17 protein-coding genes are annotated in these 19,004 nt (G+C 61.0%); 8 read left to right on the top strand and 9 right to left on the bottom strand.

Annotated elements, in window-relative coordinates:
* Positions 1-8: 8 nt before the first annotated feature.
* The 6 genes from F2S13_RS13300 (at position 9) to yccS (ending at position 9,418) form a co-directional block, all read left to right on the top strand.
* Entirely contained in the window at positions 9-1,451 is a 1,443-nt protein-coding gene (locus F2S13_RS13300; protein WP_166361453.1) for a TldD/PmbA family protein, read from the top strand.
* Positions 1,451-2,788: a TldD/PmbA family protein gene (locus tag F2S13_RS13295; protein WP_166361451.1), complete on the top strand. Its 1,338-nt coding sequence runs from the start codon at positions 1,451-1,453 to the stop codon at positions 2,786-2,788. The genes F2S13_RS13300 and F2S13_RS13295 overlap by 1 nt, the downstream gene beginning before the upstream one ends.
* 142 nt (positions 2,789-2,930) lie before the next feature.
* A complete protein-coding gene (mdtD, locus tag F2S13_RS13290) occupies positions 2,931-4,358 on the top strand; it encodes a multidrug transporter subunit MdtD (RefSeq protein ID WP_166361449.1) in 1,428 nt (475 codons plus the stop codon).
* A gap of 105 nt (positions 4,359-4,463) precedes the next feature.
* Complete coding sequence (dbpA, locus tag F2S13_RS13285; RefSeq protein WP_246237887.1) at positions 4,464-5,801, top strand: ATP-dependent RNA helicase DbpA; 1,338 nt, start codon at positions 4,464-4,466, stop codon at positions 5,799-5,801.
* Positions 5,802-5,938: 137 nt separating this feature from the next.
* Complete coding sequence (locus F2S13_RS13280) at positions 5,939-7,117, top strand: BaiN/RdsA family NAD(P)/FAD-dependent oxidoreductase (RefSeq protein ID WP_166361445.1); 1,179 nt, start codon at positions 5,939-5,941, stop codon at positions 7,115-7,117.
* A 120-nt stretch (positions 7,118-7,237) separates the two neighbouring features.
* The gene (yccS, locus tag F2S13_RS13275) at positions 7,238-9,418 is read left to right on the top strand and encodes a YccS family putative transporter (protein ID WP_166361443.1); all 2,181 of its coding nucleotides are present in this window, start codon (positions 7,238-7,240) and stop codon (positions 9,416-9,418) included.
* On the opposite strand, the gene F2S13_RS13270 is transcribed toward yccS, so the two are convergent.
* A complete protein-coding gene (locus F2S13_RS13270) occupies positions 9,419-10,156 on the bottom strand; it encodes a substrate-binding periplasmic protein (RefSeq protein ID WP_166361441.1) in 738 nt (245 codons plus the stop codon).
* Between the two features lie 279 nt (positions 10,157-10,435).
* Here F2S13_RS13270 and F2S13_RS13265 point away from each other — a divergent pair, with 279 nt between their 5' ends.
* Complete coding sequence (locus F2S13_RS13265; protein WP_166361439.1) at positions 10,436-10,897, top strand: GNAT family N-acetyltransferase; 462 nt, start codon at positions 10,436-10,438, stop codon at positions 10,895-10,897.
* Here the strand turns inward: F2S13_RS13265 and F2S13_RS13260 are convergent.
* From F2S13_RS13260 to F2S13_RS13250, 3 genes are read right to left on the bottom strand one after another with little or no spacing between them, the layout of a single operon-like run.
* The gene (locus tag F2S13_RS13260) at positions 10,888-11,184 is read right to left on the bottom strand and encodes a winged helix-turn-helix domain-containing protein (protein WP_166361437.1); all 297 of its coding nucleotides are present in this window, start codon (positions 11,182-11,184) and stop codon (positions 10,888-10,890) included. The two genes, F2S13_RS13265 and F2S13_RS13260, sit on opposite strands and share 10 nt — an antisense overlap.
* A gap of 16 nt (positions 11,185-11,200) precedes the next feature.
* Positions 11,201-11,713 (bottom strand): M48 metallopeptidase family protein, encoded by a 513-nt coding sequence (locus F2S13_RS13255; RefSeq protein ID WP_166361435.1) that lies wholly within the window; start codon positions 11,711-11,713, stop codon positions 11,201-11,203.
* A gap of 40 nt (positions 11,714-11,753) precedes the next feature.
* Positions 11,754-13,874 carry a putative bifunctional diguanylate cyclase/phosphodiesterase gene (locus tag F2S13_RS13250; RefSeq protein WP_166361433.1) on the bottom strand — a complete coding sequence of 707 codons (2,121 nt, stop codon included), beginning with the start codon at positions 13,872-13,874 and terminating at the stop codon, positions 11,754-11,756.
* Between the two features lie 313 nt (positions 13,875-14,187).
* On the opposite strand from F2S13_RS13250, the gene F2S13_RS13245 reads away from it, so the two are divergent.
* Complete coding sequence (locus F2S13_RS13245; RefSeq protein WP_166361431.1) at positions 14,188-14,859, top strand: polysaccharide lyase family 7 protein; 672 nt, start codon at positions 14,188-14,190, stop codon at positions 14,857-14,859.
* 55 nt (positions 14,860-14,914) lie between these two features.
* Here the strand turns inward: F2S13_RS13245 and fba are convergent, their stop codons facing one another.
* The 5 genes from fba to epd form a co-directional block, all read right to left on the bottom strand.
* On the bottom strand, positions 14,915-15,979 hold the full coding sequence (gene fba / locus F2S13_RS13240; protein ID WP_166361429.1) for a class II fructose-bisphosphate aldolase: 1,065 nt from the start codon (positions 15,977-15,979) through the stop codon (positions 14,915-14,917).
* Positions 15,980-16,080: 101 nt separating this feature from the next.
* Positions 16,081-16,407 carry an MliC family protein gene (locus F2S13_RS13235; RefSeq protein ID WP_166361427.1) on the bottom strand — a complete coding sequence of 109 codons (327 nt, stop codon included), beginning with the start codon at positions 16,405-16,407 and terminating at the stop codon, positions 16,081-16,083.
* Between the two features lie 38 nt (positions 16,408-16,445).
* Positions 16,446-16,667, bottom strand: a complete 222-nt coding sequence (locus F2S13_RS13230) for a hypothetical protein (protein ID WP_166361425.1) — start codon at positions 16,665-16,667, stop codon at positions 16,446-16,448.
* Positions 16,668-16,699: 32 nt separating this feature from the next.
* On the bottom strand, positions 16,700-17,863 hold the full coding sequence (locus tag F2S13_RS13225; protein ID WP_166361423.1) for a phosphoglycerate kinase: 1,164 nt from the start codon (positions 17,861-17,863) through the stop codon (positions 16,700-16,702).
* A gap of 22 nt (positions 17,864-17,885) precedes the next feature.
* Entirely contained in the window at positions 17,886-18,947 is a 1,062-nt protein-coding gene (gene epd / locus F2S13_RS13220) for an erythrose-4-phosphate dehydrogenase (RefSeq protein ID WP_166361421.1), read from the bottom strand.
* Positions 18,948-19,004: the final 57 nt, after the last annotated feature.

Here is a 19,004-nt window from a genome sequence, read left to right as displayed (position 1 = left end):
AGGTTCGCATGTTCGAAACCACCACCCTGCTGAAGCAGCGCTTCGCCGCCCTGCGCAGCCGCGCCGAGTTCTTCTCGCTGCGCCATGTTCGCCAGTCCAGCCAGCACCTGTCCGTGCGCAAGAACGTTGCCGAGCCACCGAGCCTGAGCCGTGACGAAGGGGCAATGCTGACGGTGCGCCTGAACGGTGTCGAAGCCTATGCCGCCACCGGCGACCTCTCGCAGCAAGGCCTGCAACTGGCCTTGCAGCAGGCCGAAGATCTGGCCGAACGGATAAGCGCCCATGCGCTGCTCGACCTGCGTAACCAGCCAGTGGCCCAGGGCCGTGCCGATTACTGTTCGCCCAACCTCGAACAACCCTTCCCGTCTCTGGGCGATTGCTATGAACTGCTGGGCCGGGAGTCGGCCGCCGTGCCCCATGACGAACGCCTGGTGAACTGGCAAGTCAGCCTCGGGGTGAGCACTGTCGAGCAGATCTACCTGAACACCGCCGGCGCCGAGAACCGCCAGGCCCAGCGCTTTGTATTCCCAGGCCTGAGCGTCACGGCCTATGACGGTCAGGACAGCCAGACCCGCAGCCTGGGCCGGGAAAACTTCGGCCAGCAAGGCGGCGCTGACGTGATCAGCCGTTGTGGCTTGATCGGCGCAGGGGCCAAGGTCGCCGACCAGGCCCTGCAATTGCTCCTGGCACCCAATACACCTCAGGGCAGGCGAGACATCCTGCTGATGCCGGACCAGATGATGCTGCAGATCCACGAATCCATCGGCCACCCGCTGGAGCTGGACCGCATCCTGGGCGATGAACGCAATTACGCCGGCACCAGTTTCGTCAAAACCACCGACTTCGGCACCCTGCAGTACGGCTCCAGGTTGCTCAATGTCACCTTTGACCCGGATATCCCCGAACAACTGGCCAGCTACTCCCACGACGACGATGGCACTGCGGCGCACAAGCAATTCCTGATCCGCGAAGGCCTGCTGATCCGTCCGCTGGGTGGTGCGCTTTCGCAATTTCGCTCTGGGCTCGACGGCGTTGCCAACAGTCGCGCCTGCGGCTGGAACCGCGCCCCGATCGACCGCATGGCCAACCTCAATATCGAACCGGGCGACAAGAGCCTGCCACAGCTGATCGCTGGCATCGAACACGGCGTACTGATGTCGACCAACCGCTCCTGGTCCATCGACGATGCCCGCAACAAGTTCCAGTTCGGCTGCGAATGGGGCCAATTGATCGAGAACGGAGAACTCAAGGGCGTGGTCAAGAATCCGAACTATCGCGGTATTTCCGCAGACTTCTGGCGCAACCTCAGCGCGGTGGGCGATGCCAGCACCTTCCAGGTTCTCGGTACGCCCAATTGCGGCAAAGGCGAACCCAACCAGGTGGTGCGCGTCGGCCACGCTTCACCGGCCTGTGTTTTCAGCCAGATCGACGTATTCGGGGGAGATGCCTGATGCCTGCCGCCCTCAATAGCGTCGACACCTTCCGAGCGCTGGTCGACTGGCTGCGCGAAGCCGTCAAGGAGCCCGAGCACTTCACTCTGAGCTACAACGCCGAAGCGTCGCAGTTCATTCGCTTCAACCATGCCAGGGTGCGCCAGGCCGGGCAGGTGCAGCAAGCCAGCGTCAGCCTGAAGTTGATCCGCGAGGGCCACCAGGCCGACCTGCATCTGACCCTCAGCGGCGAATACGACGTGGACTACCAACGGTTGGCCGAGGCTGTGCAACAGCTGCGCGAAATTCTGCCGCTGGTTGCCCCGGACCCTTATCTGCAACTCAACACCGACGCCTGGCAAAGCCACGCCGTGCAGGAACAACCACTGCCGGACAGCGCGCAGGTCCTTGAGCAGATACGCCAAGGCGCGCAGGGTTTCGATCTGGTCGGCATCTATGCCGTCGGCCCCATAAGCCGCGGCTACGCCAGCTCATGGGGCGCGTTCGGCTGGCACCAGGCCAACAGCTTCAACCTGGACTGGAGCCTGTTCCACGCCAACGGCGAGGCGGTCAAGGCCAACTATGCCGGTGAGAACTGGAGCAACGAAGCCTTCGCCCAGCGCCTGAACAGTGCCACCGAGCAACTGGCGTTCCTTGGCCGCCCTTTGAAAACCCTGGCGCCGGGACAATATCGAGCTTATCTGGCCCCGGCCGCGCTGGACGAAATCATCGGCATGCTGTGTTGGGGCGGCTTTTCCGCGCAGTCCATCGCCAACAAGGACAGCCCTCTGCAACGCTTGTATGGAGGCGATACCCACCTGAGCCCGCTGGTGACGATGGCCGAGCAGGTCAGTGGCTCACTCAGCCCGGCGTTTTCCGGGGAAGGTTACCCGCGATCGGACCTGACCTTGATACAGGCCGGCAAAGCCCGGGACCGGTTGATCAACTCGCGCAGCGCCGCCGAATATGGCCTGATCTGCAATGGGGCCGACGCCGGTGAATCGCCCAGCGCCCTGAGCATGACGGCAGGCGACCTGCCCCTGGCTGAAGTCCTGCAGCAGCTCGGCACTGGGTTGTACATCAGCAACCTGTGGTACCTGAATTACTCCGATCAGCCGGCCGCGCGAATGACTGGCCTGACGCGCTTTGCCACCTTCTGGGTGGAGAATGGCCAGATACAGGCGCCGGTCAGTACCATGCGTTTCGATGACAGTGTCTACAGCCTGCTGGGTACGCACCTGGAGGCGTTGACCCGGGAGCGTGAGTTGATTCTGTCGACGGGGACGTACAGCGAACGGCAGACGTCTTCGACGCATTTGCCGGGGGCGTTGATCAATCGGTTGACGTTGACCCTGTAGACCGAGGTGCGGCTATCGCTGGCAAGCCAGCTCCCACAGAGGCCCGTGCCAGGCAGGCCATTTTTGGACACAGAACCCCCTGTGGGAGCGGGCTTGCCCACGATGAAGGCAACACGGAATAACTGACAAAACAAGGACCGACATGCCCAACCGCCCGCCCCTCGATGCCATCACCGCACGCTGGATACCCTGGGTCGTGGCGATTGCCTTTTTCATGCAGTCGCTCGATGGCACCATCCTCAACACCGCCCTGCCCGCCATGGCCCGGGACCTGGCCGAAGACCCGCTGCGCATGCAGTCGGTGATCATCGCCTACATGCTCACCGTGGCCATTCTGATCCCGGCTTCAGGCTGGATCGCCGATCGTTTCGGCACCAAGCGCATCTTCTTCGGTGCCATCCTGCTGTTCAGCTTCGGCTCACTGCTCTGCGCACTGTCCAGCAGCCTGAGCATGCTGGTAGCGGCGCGGGTGATCCAGGGCCTGGGCGGTGCCCTTATGCTGCCGGTCGGCAGGCTGGTGGTGCTGCGCGCCTACCCACGCTCGGAGCTGGTGCGCATCATGGGTTTCATCACCATTCCCGGCCTGCTCGGCCCGCTGCTCGGCCCGACCATGGGTGGCTGGCTGGTGGAGTATTTGAGCTGGCACTGGATCTTTCTGCTGAACCTGCCGGTCGGCCTGGTGGGCTGTTACGCGGTATGGCGGTTCATTCCGGACCTGCGTGGCAGCGAGCGCACCCGTTTCGATAGCCTCGGCTTCGTTCTGTTCGGCGCAGCGATGGTCCTGATCACCATTGCCATGGAAGGGCTCGGCGAGCTGCACATGCCGCATTTGCGGGTCATGCTCCTGTTGTTTGCCGGCATGGCGTGCCTGGCAGCCTATTGGCTGCGGGCAGGGCAGGTCGACAATCCGCTGTTTTCGCCACTGTTGTTCCGCACGCGCAGCTTTGCCGTGGGCATCCTCGGCAATGTGTTCGCCCGCCTGGGCAGTGGTGCCCTGCCGTTTCTGGTGCCCTTGCTGCTGCAAATCGCGTTGGGTTATTCACCGTCGCAGGCCGGAATGAGCATGATCCCTCTGGCCGCGGCAGCCATGGTTGCCAAGTCGGTTGCCAGGCCACTGATCGAACGCTTCGGCTATCGCATCGTGCTGACCGGCAACACCTTGCTGCTGGGGCTGCTGCTGGCAAGCCTGGGCCTGGTGGATGAGCACACACCCTATGCCCTGTTGCTGTTTCAGCTCGCCGTACTGGGAGCGGTCAACTCACTGCAGTTCACGGCAATGAACGCGGTGACCCTGATCGACCTCGACGATGCCAGCGCCAGCAGCGGCAACAGTCTGCTTTCCGTCGTCGCACAACTGGCCCTGAGCCTCGGCGTCGCTTGCGCTGGCGCCCTGCTCGGCGGCTTTAGCGCGGCAGGCGAAAGCGAAGGCGTAAGCACCACACTTGAGGCCTTCCAGCTGACCTTTTTGACCGTTGGTGTGATGTCCATGATGGCCGCGGCGATTTTCCTGCAGTTGTCCAGGACAGACGGAAGGCGTGCTGTCCGTCCGGAACCGGAGATGGAGGCTTAGGGCTAAAGGCCATGAGGCTGGTACACTGCGCGACATTTTGTTTTGCAGGCCAGTCTCGTGACCACCATTGCCACCGCTTTTAATACTCTGCCGCTGTCCGCCGCCATGCTGGCTAACCTCGACTCCCTCGGTTATGCCCAGATGACGCCGATCCAGGCGCAGAGCTTGCCGGTGATCCTCAAGGGCATGGACCTGATCGCCCAGGCCAAGACCGGCAGCGGCAAGACCGCCGCCTTCGGCATCGGCCTGCTGAACCCGATCAACCCGCGCTTTTTCGGCTGCCAGGCACTGGTCCTGTGCCCGACTCGCGAGCTGGCCGACCAGGTGGCCAAGGAAATCCGCCGGCTGGCCCGCGCCGAAGACAACATCAAGGTCCTGACCCTGTGTGGCGGCGTGTCCCTCGGCCCGCAGATCGGCTCGCTGGAACACGGCGCACACATCATCGTCGGCACCCCGGGTCGCATCCAGCAGCACCTGCGCAAGGGTTCACTGGTGCTCGACGGCCTCAATACGCTGATCCTCGATGAAGCCGACCGCATGCTCGACATGGGCTTCTACGATGCCATTGCCGATATCATCGAGCAAACCCCGGAGCGCCGTCAGACCCTGCTGTTCTCGGCCACCTACCCGGCGGGCATCAAGCAACTGTCTTCGAAGTTCATGCGCAACCCGCAGCAGGTGAAGGCCGAAGCACTGCATGACGACACCCAGATCGAGCAGCGTTTCTACGAGATCGATCCCGAACAGCGCATGGAAGCGGTGGTGAAGACCCTCGCGCATTTCCGTCCGCAGTCGTGCGTGGCGTTCTGCTTCACCAAGCAGCAGTGCCAGGAAGTGGTCGACCATCTGGTCGCCAAGGGCATTTCGGCCGTGGCCCTGCACGGTGACCTGGAACAGCGCGATCGCGACCAGGTCCTGGCGATGTTCGCCAACCGCAGCACCTCGGTGCTGGTAGCTACCGACGTCGCTGCCCGTGGCCTGGATATCGATGCATTGGACATGGTCATCAACGTCGAACTGGCCCGCGACTCGGAAATCCACGTGCACCGCGTTGGCCGCACCGGCCGTGCCGGCGAGAAAGGCCTGGCGGTCAGCCTGGTGGCGCCGTCCGAAGGCCATCGCGCCCAGGCCATCGAGGACCTGCAGAAGTCCCCGCTCAAGTGGGAACAGCTCGATTCGCTGAAATCCCAGGGCGGCGCGCCGCTGCTGCCACCGATGAGCACCCTGTGCATCGGCGCTGGACGCAAGGACAAGGTTCGTCCGGGCGATATCCTCGGCGCCCTGACCGGTGAAGCCGGCATCCCCGGTGCCCAGGTTGGCAAAATCGCGATTTTCGACTTCCAGGCCTATGTTGCGGTCGAGCGCGGGATCGCCAAACAAGCGCTGCAGCGTTTGAACAGCGGCAAGATCAAGGGGCGTTCGTTGCGGGTGAGGATTCTCTAACTCACTGCATTCCTCGTTCCCACGCTCCGCGTGGGAATGCATCCCCGGACGCTCCTGCGTCCCGGCGCGGAGCGCCTCACACGGCATTCCCACGCGGAGCGTGGGAACGAGATAAGGTTTCAATCGAGGAAATGGCTTTGCGCTCTACCGACGTAATCATCATTGGCGCTGGCGCCGCAGGCTTGATGTGCGCCCTGACCGCCGCCGGCCGTGGGCGCAAGGTGCTGCTGATCGACCATGCGAACAAGCCCGGCAAGAAAATCCTGATGTCCGGCGGTGGTCGTTGCAATTTCACCAACATGTACACCGAGCCGAGCAATTTTCTTTCGCAGAACCCGCATTTCTGCAAGTCTGCCCTGGCGCGCTACACCCAGTGGGACTTCATCGAACTGGTGAGCAAGCACGGCGTGCCCTACCACGAGAAAAAGCTCGGCCAGTTGTTCTGCGACAACAAATCCAGCGACATCCTCGGCCTGCTGCTGGCCGAGTGCGAGCAAGTCCAGGTCGACCTGCGCATGGACACCTCGGTGACCCACATCGAGAAGCTGGAAGTCGGCTACCTGCTGCAAACCAGCCTTGGCCAGGTGCAATGCGAGTCGCTGGTGATCGCCACCGGCGGCCTGTCGATTCCGACCCTGGGCGCAACGGGCTTCGGTTATCAGATCGCACGGCAGTTCGGCCACAGTGTCTTGCCGACCCGCGCGGGGCTGGTGCCGTTCACCATCACCGACCAGCTCAAGGAACTGTGCACCGAACTGTCCGGGACCTCGGTCGACAGCCTGGTCAGCTGCAACGGCACCAGTTTTCGCGAAAACATCCTGTTCACCCATCGCGGCCTCAGCGGCCCGGCGATCCTGCAGATTTCCTCGTTCTGGGAACCGGGCGACAGCGTCGAGATCAACCTGCTGCCTGACCACGACGCCCTGGAATGGCTGCAACAGCAACAGGCCGAACGTCCGAACAGCGAGTTGAAAACCCTGCTCGGGGAGATCTTTACCAAGAAGATGGCCAACCTGCTGGCGGACCAGTGGTTCGTGTCCAAGCCCATGAAGCAATACACTCCGGCCGAGCTCAACGAGGTCGCGGGCAAGCTCGCCAGCTGGCAAGTGGTTCCGGCCGGCACCGAAGGCTATCGTACGGCGGAGGTTACCCTGGGCGGGGTCGATACCCACGAAGTCTCCTCCAAGACCATGGAATCGCTGAAAAGCCCGGGCCTGTACTTTATCGGTGAAGTACTGGACGTCAGTGGTCACCTGGGCGGTTTCAACTTCCAGTGGGCCTGGGCCAGCGCTTACGCAGCAGCGCAGTTCGTCTGAATCGCAGGTACTATCGGCGTATCACGGAACAAATTTTGCCGGTACGAACGAACGGCTGCATTGCGCTGCCGTCGATACTGGCTCAATTTAGATAATCGCCCTGCAGGCCTGCTCCCCTAAATGTCATCGACTTCGTTTCGCCACTCCATGCGGCGCCTGTGGGCGCTGGACAAGTTCAGTTACAGCGTACGGGTCTTCATCGCCCTGACCGGCAGCATGGCGCTGTGCTGGTTCCAGGACGAAATGGCATTGTTGATCCCGCTGTTTCTCGGGATCATCGCCAGCGCCCTGGCCGAAACCGACGATAGCTGGCAAGGCCGGCTCAATGCGCTGGCAGTGACCCTGGTGTGTTTCACCGTCGCGGCACTGTCGGTCGAATTGCTGTTCCCCTACCCCATCATTTTCGTCTGCGCCCTGGCGCTGGCCAGTTTTGGCCTGACCATGCTCGGTGCACTCGGCGAGCGCTATGGCGCAATTGCCTCGGCCACGCTGATCCTCTCGGTCTACACCATGATCGGCGTGGACCAGCGCGGCGGCGAAGTGACCGACGTCTGGCATGAACCACTGCTGTTGGTGGCCGGCGCTGCCTGGTACGGCTTGCTCTCGGTGCTGTGGCAGGTGCTGTTTTCCAATCAGCCAGTACAGCAAAGCCTGGCGCGCCTGTTTCGCGAGCTGGGCTATTACCTGAAGCTCAAGGCCACGCTGTTCGAACCGATCCGCCAGCTCGATGTGGAAGCCCGGCGTCTGGAGCTGGCCCAGCAAAACGGCCGCGTGGTCGCCGCGCTCAATGCCGCCAAGGAAATCATTCTGCACCGGGTCGGCGATGGCCGCCCGGGCTCCAAGGTCAGCCGGTATTTGAAGCTGTACTTCCTGGCCCAGGACATTCACGAACGCGCCAGTTCCTCGCATTACCCCTACAACGCGCTGGCCGAGGCTTTCTTTCATAGCGACGTGCTGTTTCGCTGCCAACGCCTGCTGCGCCAGCAAGGGGCGGCCTGTCGGCGTCTTTCGGAGTCGATCCAGCTACGCCAGCCCTTCACCTATGACGCAAGCTTTGCCGAAGCACTGAGCGACCTGGATGCCTCTCTGGAGCATCTGCGCAGCCAGAACAACCCTGCCTGGCGCAGCCTGCTGCGCTCATTGCGAGCATTGGCTGCCAACCTGGCCACCCTCGATCGCCTGCTCAGCGACGCCAGCAACCCGGACACCCTTGCCGATGCCACCGACAGCAGCTTGCTCGACCGCTCGCCGCGTAACCTGGCGGATGTCTGGAGCCGCCTGCGGCAACAGTTGACCCCGACCTCGTTGCTGTTTCGCCATGCCCTGCGCCTGCCCCTGGCATTGTCGATCGGCTATGGCATGGTGCACCTGATCCACCCCACCCAGGGTTACTGGATCATGCTCACCACCCTGTTCGTCTGCCAGCCCAACTATGGCGCGACGCGACGTAAACTGGTGCAACGGATCATCGGTACAGCCATCGGCCTGACTGTGGGCTGGGCCTTGTTCGACCTGTTCCCCAGCGCGATCATCCAGTCGATGTTCGCCGTCGCCGCAGGCGTGGTCTTCTTCGTCCACCGGACCACCCGCTACACCCTGGCGACTGCTGCGATCACCCTGATGGTGCTGTTCTGCTTCAACCAGATCGGCGATGGCTACGGTCTGTTCCTGCCACGCCTGTTCGATACCCTGATTGGCAGCCTGATCGCGGGCCTGGCGGTATTGCTGTTCCTTCCTGACTGGCAGGGCCGGAGTCTGAACAAAGTGCTGGCCACGACCCTCAGCTGCAACAGCATCTACCTGCGCCAGATCATGCAGCAGTACGCCCATGGCAAGCGCGACGACCTGGCCTACCGGCTGGCCCGGCGCAACGCCCACAATGCCGATGCGGCGCTCTCGACCACGCTGGCCAACATGTTGATGGAGCCTGGGCACTTTCGTAAGGACGCGGACGTGGGCTTTCGCTTCCTGGTGCTCTCGCACACGCTGCTCAGCTATCTCTCGGGGTTGGGCGCACACCGGGAAACGCCGCTGCCTGCGCCGGTGCGCGAGCAATTGATCGATGGCGTCGGCGAAAGCCTGGCCTGCAGTATCGACGAGATTGCCGCCGGCCTGTCGAGCAAGCTGCCGGTTGCCATTCACAGCGATGACGAAGAGGCGCTGGCCAACTCGCTCGAGCAGATGCCTGAAGAGGTCGATGAAGGTCAGCGTCTGGTGCAAACCCAATTGGCCTTGATCTGCCGGCAATTGGGGCCGTTGCGTACCCTGGCGGCGCATTTGGTCAAGGACGCGCCGGCCTGATCACATGCCATGCTGTTGGAGCAGACGCTCGTAGGTACCATCGGCTTTCATTTCGGCAATGGCCTTGTCGAAACCGGCGACGATCCGTTGGTGCTCCGGGTGCTTCAGGCTCACCAGGATATGCAGGCTGTTCTCGCTCAGGGGCTTGGGCAGGAACTCCAGGCGGTTGCGCAGGCGCGGTGTCTCGCGCGCCAGGTAATAGCGGGCGACGTACTCATCTTCCAGGGTCAGCTTTACTCGCCCTGCGGCCAGCATCTTGGCCGCCATCGAGAAGCTGTGCACCGGCACCTTGAGCACCTTTTCATCGTTGTCGAAAGGCGGGGAATAGGCGTAGCCGCGCACTACGGCAACGGGCAGCGAATAAAGATCAGCCAGCGCGTTGTAATCAACGGCGTCGTCCTTGCGTTTGAGCAGGCGAATCCGGTTCACCAGGTAACCGGACGAGAACTGGCCCAATCGGGTCCGCTCCTCGCTGTACCAGGCACTCACCAGCACATCGTAGCGCCCTTCGCCCAACCCGAGCATGGCGCGCGCCCACGGCACTTGTTCGAACTCGCTGGCAAAGCCGGCGCGAGCCAATGCCGTGCTGACGATGTCGGTGGCGAGCCCGCCATTGACCATGGTCGCATCGGTGAAAGGCGGCCAGGCATCCGCCACCAGGCGCAGCCGATCGGCCGAGGCCGTACCCGCCATCAGTAGCATCCCGAGCAATCCCAAGACTCGAAGCGATTGCAGCATGCTCAAGATCCTATAACGGGCCAAATCGTTAGAGCGTTAGCACTATCGTCCGAATGCAGATTACACAAAGAAGTCGGATTGGGGCAGCGGCATAAATAGCAAAATGCCTTCACTTTTCGACCGCGATTTCAGCCACCGATCGGCGGCCCCTCTAGCACGGCTGCTCCACCGTTTCCTGGAGTTGCACAGAAAAAAGGGATTCAATTGATTTCAGCGATGCGACACAGCCCGATCTCGCTTTATGATCGAAGGGTCCGTCATCTATTCAAGGAAACCATCATGTCCATCGACTGGATCTGCAAACATCACGAGGACCTCGGCAAGGAGCAACTCTACGCCATCCTGAAGCTGCGCACGGAAGTATTCGTGGTTGAACAGAATTGCCCTTATCAGGACGTCGATGGCCAGGATCTGCAAGGGGATACCTGCCATCTGATGGGCTGGCAGGATGGCGAGCTGGTCGCCTACTTGCGCTTGCTCGATCCCGAGACTCAGGGCGGTGACGTGGTGATCGGCCGTGTGGTGGTCGCTGCGGCCGCTCGCGGTCAAAGGCTTGGCCACGCGTTGATGGAGCAAGCGCTCAAGCAAGCCGAAAAACGCTGGCCTGAACTACCGGTCTACCTGTCGGCCCAGGCTCACCTGCAAGCCTATTACGCCGGTTATGGCTTTGTAGCGACAGGCACCGAGTACCTCGAGGACAACATCCCGCACATCGGCATGCGCCGCGGCCATCACGGGTAACCGAGCACCTGCTTGATCTGCTCCAGGTGTTGGGCGATCCAGCGTTTGTCGATGGCTCCCCAATCACGTATGCGGTAGTTCCCGGCATGGTTGCGGGCGCCGTCCTGCTGTTCGAACTCGCAAATGATATCCAGCTCGGCCATGGCCGCGATGGTGTCCTGGGCCGTGCGCCGCGGCATTCCGGTGACCTCCGTCAGGGCCGGAACACTGGTGGCGACCTGGCTGTCGATCAGCCAGGCCACGTACAGGCGGCGGTAGAAGCTGGTTTTGGTCTTGCTGACTTCCATCGAAAATCCTTGTTGGTCACGGAGCAGTAATGGCGACGCCGGGCAGGTCACGGTAAGTCAGGTAGACGCGCAAGTCGAACTCCAACTGGTGATAACCGGGCTGCATGTACTCGCAGAGCTGGTAGAACGCCTTGTTGTGGTCCGACTCTTTCAAGTGCGCCAGTTCGTGCACCACGATCATTCGCAGAAACTGCGGTGCAGCCTCCTTGAACAACGAGGCGATGCGGATTTCCTTCTTGGCCTTCAGCTTGCCACCTTGTACGCGAGAGACCGCCGTGTGCAAGCCCAGCGCCCGGTGCGTCAGATCCAGGCGGTTGTCGAACAACACCTTGTCCAGGTTTGGCGCGTTGCGCAAATGCGCCTGCTTCAAGGCCAATACGTAGGCATAGAGTGCCTTGTCGCTCTGCACGGCATGGCGATCGGGATAGCGCTGCTGCAAATACGCACCCAGGCGGTCCTGGGCGATCATCTGGCGCACCTGATCTTGCAGGGTCTGAGGGTAGGCTTGCAGGTACTTGAGCGGGGTCATGGGGCAGCGATAGATAGGGTGGAAGCATCAGTGTATCGAACTAAAGCGCCCCCCAGTCAAACCTCATCGGAAAACCATCGACGTCTTCAACCGTCATTGGCTGGGCCACAAGCAAGCCCTGGACGAATTCACAACCGTTATCCCTCAACCAGCGGGATTGTTTCGAGGTCTCGACTCCTTGGGCAATCACGGCCACTTCATACTGCCTGCACAGGTCGATAATACTGCGCACCAAGGCATCGTCGCGGGGCGATTGCGTGACCTGCGCGATCAGATTCCGGTCAAGCTTGAGGGTATCGATCGGGAAATCACGCAGTAGGCTCAAGGAACAGTTTGCCGCTCCAAAATCATCCAGGGCAATGCGCACGCCCAACTCACGCAGACGTCGCAGTTGCTTGCCGGACTCTTCCAGATTCAGCATCAAGATCCTCTCGGTTACCTCGACTTCCAACTGCCAGGGCTGCAACTCGTTACAGGCAATCACATGCCGCAACTCGGTGACCAGGTTGGGCAAGGTGAATTGCGCGTTACTCAGGCTCACACTCAACACCAGGTCCGGAGCGAAACGGCCTTTCCAGGATCTGCGCTGGACTGCAGCCTCGGAATAGATCCAGCTGCTCAGCTGATTGATCAGGCGAGCCTCCTCCAGCAATGGAATAAACAGGCCTGGCGAAACATCACCGACGCTGGGATGGTGCCAGCGCAGCAATGCCTCGAATCCTCGCAGGCGCCCGCCTTCGAGTGCCACCTGCGGCTGATACACCATCGTGAAGTTTTTGTTCTCGATCGCGCTGCGCACGCTGCTCTCAAGCAACAACCGCGAGCGGGCCCTTCCGTTGAGGTCCTGATCATAGAAGCGATACTGCTGCCGCCCGGCCTGCTTGGCGGCGTACATGGCGGCGTCGGCTGCGCGCAGCAAACCATCGAGCGTAGCGCTGCATTCGGGATAGGTCGCGATCCCGATGCTGACACCCAGGGTGACATCCAGACCGTCAATCTGGCGGCAGACCGACATGCGCTCGATGAGCTTTTCCGCGACGTTGGCGGCTTGTTCGGGATACTCCAGCGAATCGAGCAACGCGGTGAATTCATCCCCTCCCATGCGCGCCACGACATCATAGGGGCGCAGGCACTCCTTCAACTGCTCTGCAACCCAGCGCAGCACTCGATCACCCGCATCATGCCCATGGCAGTCATTGATGCGTTTGAAGCCATCGAGGTCCAGGTAGAGCAACGCCTGTACATTGTCCGAGCGCTCGTTACGCAATAGCGTACTTTCCGCGGTCTGATAAAAACCGCGGCGGTTGAGCAGACCGGTCAAGGGGTCGGTCACGGCCTGATACTCGAGCTGCTGGTGCAGGCTGCGTACCACCGACATATCCAGAATCGTCACCACCATGGCCCGCTGCTCTCCGGGCAATGGCGCGCAAGACAAGGCCACCGGCAACAGCTGGCCAGGCGCGGTGCGCAGTACCGCATCATGAACCCTGTAGGTGTCATGATTGAGATAAGCCCGGTAAAACGCCGACTCACGCCAAATGGTCACCGGTGGCGACTGGATGAACCGCAACAGTTCCACACCCTGCAATTCCTGCACCGTGGCGTTGAGCAGGCGCGAAATGGCCGGGTTGGCAAAACTGATCCGGCCGCTTTCATCGACCACCAGAATACCTTCGGCGGCGTTCTCCAGAACCGAAGCGTTGAATGCCCTGGCCGCTTCCAGATCATGGGTTAGGCGCTGCAGCGCACGCCGATCACGTTGATGTTCCAGCAGTGCCTGTACTTTGGGTTTGAGGATCTGCGGGTCGAAGGGTTTGAACAGATAATCCACGGCACCACTGGCATAGCCCTGGAGAACGGCAGACTGGGATTGCTCGTTGGCCGTCAGGAAGATGATGGGCGTCAGGCATGTACGCTGGCTGCCGCGCATCAAACGCGCCACTTCGAAGCCATCCATGCCGGGCATCTGTACATCGAGCAGCACCAGGTCGACTTCTTGCTCAAGCAAGGCGTTGAGCGCCTCGACGCCTGATTGTGCAGTCAACACCTTCCAGTCATGACGCTCGAGCAGAGCACGCATGCTGATCAGGTTTTCGACATAATCATCGACGACCAGTATCACCGAGTCGCCATCGTGAGTCTGGGGTTGCACGCATTCCATGCTGCTTCTCGTTGCAGAGACATACCGGAGTTTGGCTGAAACTAACTCTAGCCGTGGATCCAATAAAGCTGAAGTAACCAAAGTGCCATCACGCCATTAATTGCCCCCGAACCGACTAACGGTCATAGCCCGCAACGCCGCTCCTGCCGGGCATGCAGCAGTCGTAGCAAAAAGCCAGCCGCCCTGCGCTCGGCAAAACAGCATTAACAATCCGGCTGCCAGGCGATATAAAGACCGCCGCGCAAGCCCGTGCCAAAGCCATCGGGTCGATTTTTCCGGCCGTTTCAGGTCGTGCATGACGAGAAGGTTGAACATGATTGACCTCGCTACCTGGAACTTGAGCGTTCCTGTCGGCAGCCCACCTGCCACCATCGACACCCCCCGCCTGGTCAATGGTTTCAAGGACCAATACTTCAATTCCGAGAACGGCACGCTGTTCTTCTGGGCACCGGTCACCGGTTCGAAAACCGAGAATGCCATCTACCCTCGCACCGAACTTCGCGAAACCTATTCCAATGGCACCTTGCACAATTGGACTTACCCAAGCGCAGATAACTTGCTCAGGGCGACCCTGGCCGTGAACCAGGTGCCCTCATCAGGCAAGGTCGTGATCGGCCAGATACACGCCTACGGAAGTACCAAGCCTCTTGTGAAGGTGGAGTACCAGTACAAGAGCAGCACAAACAGAGGCAACATCGTTGCCAAGGTCCGCATCCGCCCCGACGACGATGAAGGCCGGGTCATCATCATCGCCGAGAACGTGGCGCTCAACAGGCAGTTTTCCTACTTGATTCACCTGAGTCCGGGTGGCGCGTTGGGTATTGCGGCGGCCGGCTCTCACTGGGATAGCCCGATCAGCAAGACCTGGCGCGACAAGCCGCTGTACTTCAAGGCCGGTGTCTATACCCAGGACAATACCGGCTACACCAGCGAGGGCGGGAAAGTGACGTTCTATAAGCTGGATATCGATCACAACAAGACCTGAACCCCGCGCATAAAAAAACCCGCATCGCTGCGGGTTTTTTCATACCGGGTCGAACTCAGTTGACCTTGGCGTTCAGCTCACCCTTGAGGTAACGCTGGTACATGCCTTCCAGGGAGATCGGCTTGATCTTCGAGGCGTTGCCGGCGGTGCCGAAAGCTTCGTAACGGGCGATGCAGACATCACGCATGGCGGTGACGGTGGCACCGAAGAATTTGCGCGGGTCGAACTCGCTCGGGTTGGTGGCCATCAGGCGACGCATGGCGCCGGTGGAAGCCAGGCGCAGGTCGGTGTCGATGTTGACCTTGCGCACGCCGTACTTGATGCCTTCGACGATTTCTTCAACCGGTACGCCGTAGGTCTCTTTGATGTCACCGCCGTACTGGTTGATGATCGCCAGCCACTCTTGCGGTACCGAGGAAGAACCGTGCATCACCAGGTGAGTGTTGGGGATGCGCTTGTGGATTTCCTTGATGCGGTCGATGGCCAGCACGTCACCGGTAGGTGGCTTGGTGAACTTGTAGGCACCGTGGCTGGTGCCAATGGCGATGGCCAGAGCGTCGACCTGAGTGCGCTTGACGAAGTCAGCGGCTTCTTCCGGGTCGGTCAGCATTTGGCTGTGATCCAGAACGCCTTCAGCGCCGATGCCGTCTTCTTCACCGGCCATACCGGTTTCCAGGGAGCCCAGGCAGCCCAGCTCGCCTTCTACCGACACGCCACAGGCGTGAGCCATGGCCACGGTCTGTTGGGTCACACGGACGTTGTAGTCATAGTCGGTCGGCGTCTTGCCGTCTTCACCCAGGGAACCGTCCATCATTACCGAGCTGAAGCCCAGCTGGATCGAGCGCTGGCAGACGTCAGGGCTGGTGCCGTGGTCCTGGTGCATGCACACCGGGATATGCGGGAATTCTTCGATTGCGGCCAGGATCAGGTGACGCAGGAAAGGCGCGCCGGCGTATTTACGTGCACCGGCCGAAGCCTGGACGATCACCGGAGAGTCAGTCTTGTCAGCGGCTTCCATGATGGCGCGCATCTGCTCAAGGTTGTTGACGTTGAAAGCTGGAACGCCGTAACCGAATTCAGCGGCGTGGTCCAACATCTGGCGCATGCTAATGAGTGCCATTATCTGTATCTCTCCCGGACGAGGGTCGTTAATCGTGCAAGCCTGCCGTAGCGGCGGCTGCTATTCAAGTAGTGTGGATCGGCTCGAGCCGATCCGGCCAGTCACGGTGCCTTGCAGCCCCGGCCTATCAAATCGTTGGTGGCGACCCAGTAAATCAGGCCTTCATCACCTTTAGTGTGGAACGCCAGGACGCCATCGCTGTAAAGCGCACCCGATGCACCGGGCTCAGACTTCAAACGATACACCTGATCACCGCCACCCAGGCGTACATCGACTTGCTGACGGTCAGTGTCGGCAAAACGCCAGAGCACTTCGGTCTGGGTATCGCAAACCCAGCGCGTCCAGTTTTCCGGCGTCGGAGTCTGGCTCTGGAAGCTTGCGCAACCGCCGAGCACTGCAACTGCTGCCAGGGCTATAAGTCCCTTCATTACACATCCTTAATCAGAACAGCAGCTGCCCGGATCGTTCAAGGACAACCGCGGGCTTTTTGCTGGTTCTCGACGTCATACTTTTCCAGGCCGTCGGGGCCCAGTCGCTTGTTGATCACTGGCACTGTTTCCGCCTGCCACTCGGACTGATAACAGCCGCCTTTCGGCTGGCCTGGCGTCTGTTCCGACGCCGGCTGCGACGAACTGGCGCAGCCGGTGACCAGGCCTGCAATGATGAGTAGCGGCAATGCCTTGACCATCAGGACTCTCCCTTTGCCGAGCATGCCGGGAATCAGGCCTTGGCCCGTTGCTCCAGCACTTCTACAGCCGGCAGGACCTTGCCTTCGACGAACTCGAGGAAAGCACCGCCGCCGGTCGAAATGTAGGAGATATCAGACGCAACGCCATACTTGTCGATGGCCGCCAGGGTGTCGCCACCACCAGCAATCGAGAACGCCGAGCTCTCGGCGATGGCCTTGGCCAGCACCTTGGTACCGTTGCCGAACTGGTCGAATTCGAAGACTCCGACGGGACCGTTCCACAAGATGGTTTTCGACGACTTCAACAGCTCGGCGAAATTCGCGGCGGTCTGTGGCCCGATGTCCAGGATCATGTCGTCATCGGCCACATCGGCGATCAGCTTGACGGTCGCAGCGGCGCTTTCGGCAAACTCCTTGGCAACCACCACGTCGACCGGCAGCGGCACGCTGACCTTGGCCGCGATGGCGCGGGCAGTGTCCAGCAGGTCTGGCTCGTACAGGGACTTGCCGACTTTATGCCCGGCTGCCGCCAGGAAGGTATTGGCGATACCGCCACCGACGATCAACTGGTCGCAGATCTGGCTCAGGCTGTTGAGCACGTCCAGCTTGGTGGAAACCTTGGAGCCGGCAACGATGGCAGCCATTGGCTTGGCCGGAGCGCCCAGGGCCTTGCCCAGTGCTTCCAGCTCGGCCGCCAGCAAAGGACCGGCAGCAGCGACCTTGGCAAATTTGGCCACGCCGTGGGTCGAACCCTCGGCACGGTGCGCGGTGCCAAAGGCATCCATGACGAACACGTCGCACAGCGCAGCGTATTTTTGCGCCAGGTCGTCGGCGTTCTTTTTCTCGCCCTTGTTGAAGCGCACGTTTTCGAACAGGACGATGTCACCGGCCTTCACGTCGACGCCGTCGAGGTACTCGGCAACCAGCGGGACTTCACGGCCCAGCGCCTTGCTGAGGTAATCGGCAACGGGCTTGAGGCTGTTTTCGGCCGAGAACTCGCCTTCGGTCGGACGCCCCAGGTGCGAGCAAACCATTACGGCCGCGCCTTTCTCCAGCGCCAGCTTGATGGTCGGCAGCGAGGCAAGGATGCGCGCGTCGCTGGTGACCACGCCGTCCTTCACAGGGACGTTGAGGTCTTCGCGGATCAGTACGCGTTTACCTTGCAGATCGAGGTCGGTCATCTTCAACACGGTCATGAATGCAGTCCTTCAGGGCTGTTTACAGTTTTTGCAGGCTGGGTTGGTGTAAGACGTGCAGATAGTGCTCCGCAACGTCGAGCATGCGATTGGCAAAACCCCATTCATTGTCGAACCAGGCCAGCAAGTTAACCAGCCTCGGGCCGGAAACACGGGTCTGACTCGCATCGACAATGGCCGAATGAGGATCGTGGTTGAAATCACAACTGGCGTGCGGCAATTCAGTGTAGGCCAACAGCCCCTTGAGCGGGCCGCTCGAGGCGGCTTCGCGCAGGACCCGGTTGACCTCGGTCGCATCGGTATCGCGAGCGGTCTGCAAGGTGATATCCAGGCACGACACGTTGACGGTCGGCACACGCACTGCTTTGGCCTGAATTCGCCCGGCAAGTTCCGGCAGCAAGCGTTCGATTCCTCGGGCAAGGCCGGTGGACACCGGAATCACTGACTGGAAGGCCGAACGGGTACGCCGCAGGTCTTCGTGGTGATAGGCGTCGATGACCGGCTGATCGTTCATCGCCGAGTGAATGGTGGTGATCGAAACGTACTCCAGGCCGAAGGCCTGATCGAGCAGACGCAACAGGGGGACACCGCAGTTGGTCGTGCAGGATGCGTTCGACACCAGACGTTCGTTGCCGGTCAGGCGATCCTGGTTGATGCCATAGACAATCGTGGCATCGACGTCCGCTTCGCTGGCCATCGGCTGCGAGAACAGCACCCGGGGAGCGCCGGCATCGAGGAACCGCTGGCCGTCTTCGCGGGTGTGATAGGCACCCGAGCATTCCAGCACCAGATCGACGCCCAGGGCGGCCCAATCGATGCCTTCAGGCGTAGCGCTGCGCAGAACCTTCACACAGTCGCCGTTGATATAGAGACAGTCTCCTTCGACCTTCACCTCACCGGGAAAACGCCCGTGGGTGGAGTCGAAGCGTGTCAGGTATTCGATGCTGGCCATATCGGCCAGATCGTTGATCGCAACAATTTCAAAACCGGCCTTCGCCCCTCGCTCGAACAGCGCTCGCAAGACGCAACGACCAATACGGCCGTAGCCGTTGAGTGCAACTTTGTAGGGACGCGATTGAGGCATGAGGCGCTCGCAAGTACTGAAGCCATTGTCAGGTACAACAAAGACCTGCTTTTGTGG

The organism is Pseudomonas akapageensis (assembly GCF_011355085.1).
Lineage (GTDB): Bacteria > Pseudomonadota > Gammaproteobacteria > Pseudomonadales > Pseudomonadaceae > Aquipseudomonas > Aquipseudomonas akapageensis.
This window is presented reverse-complemented; position numbering and strand designations above follow the sequence as displayed.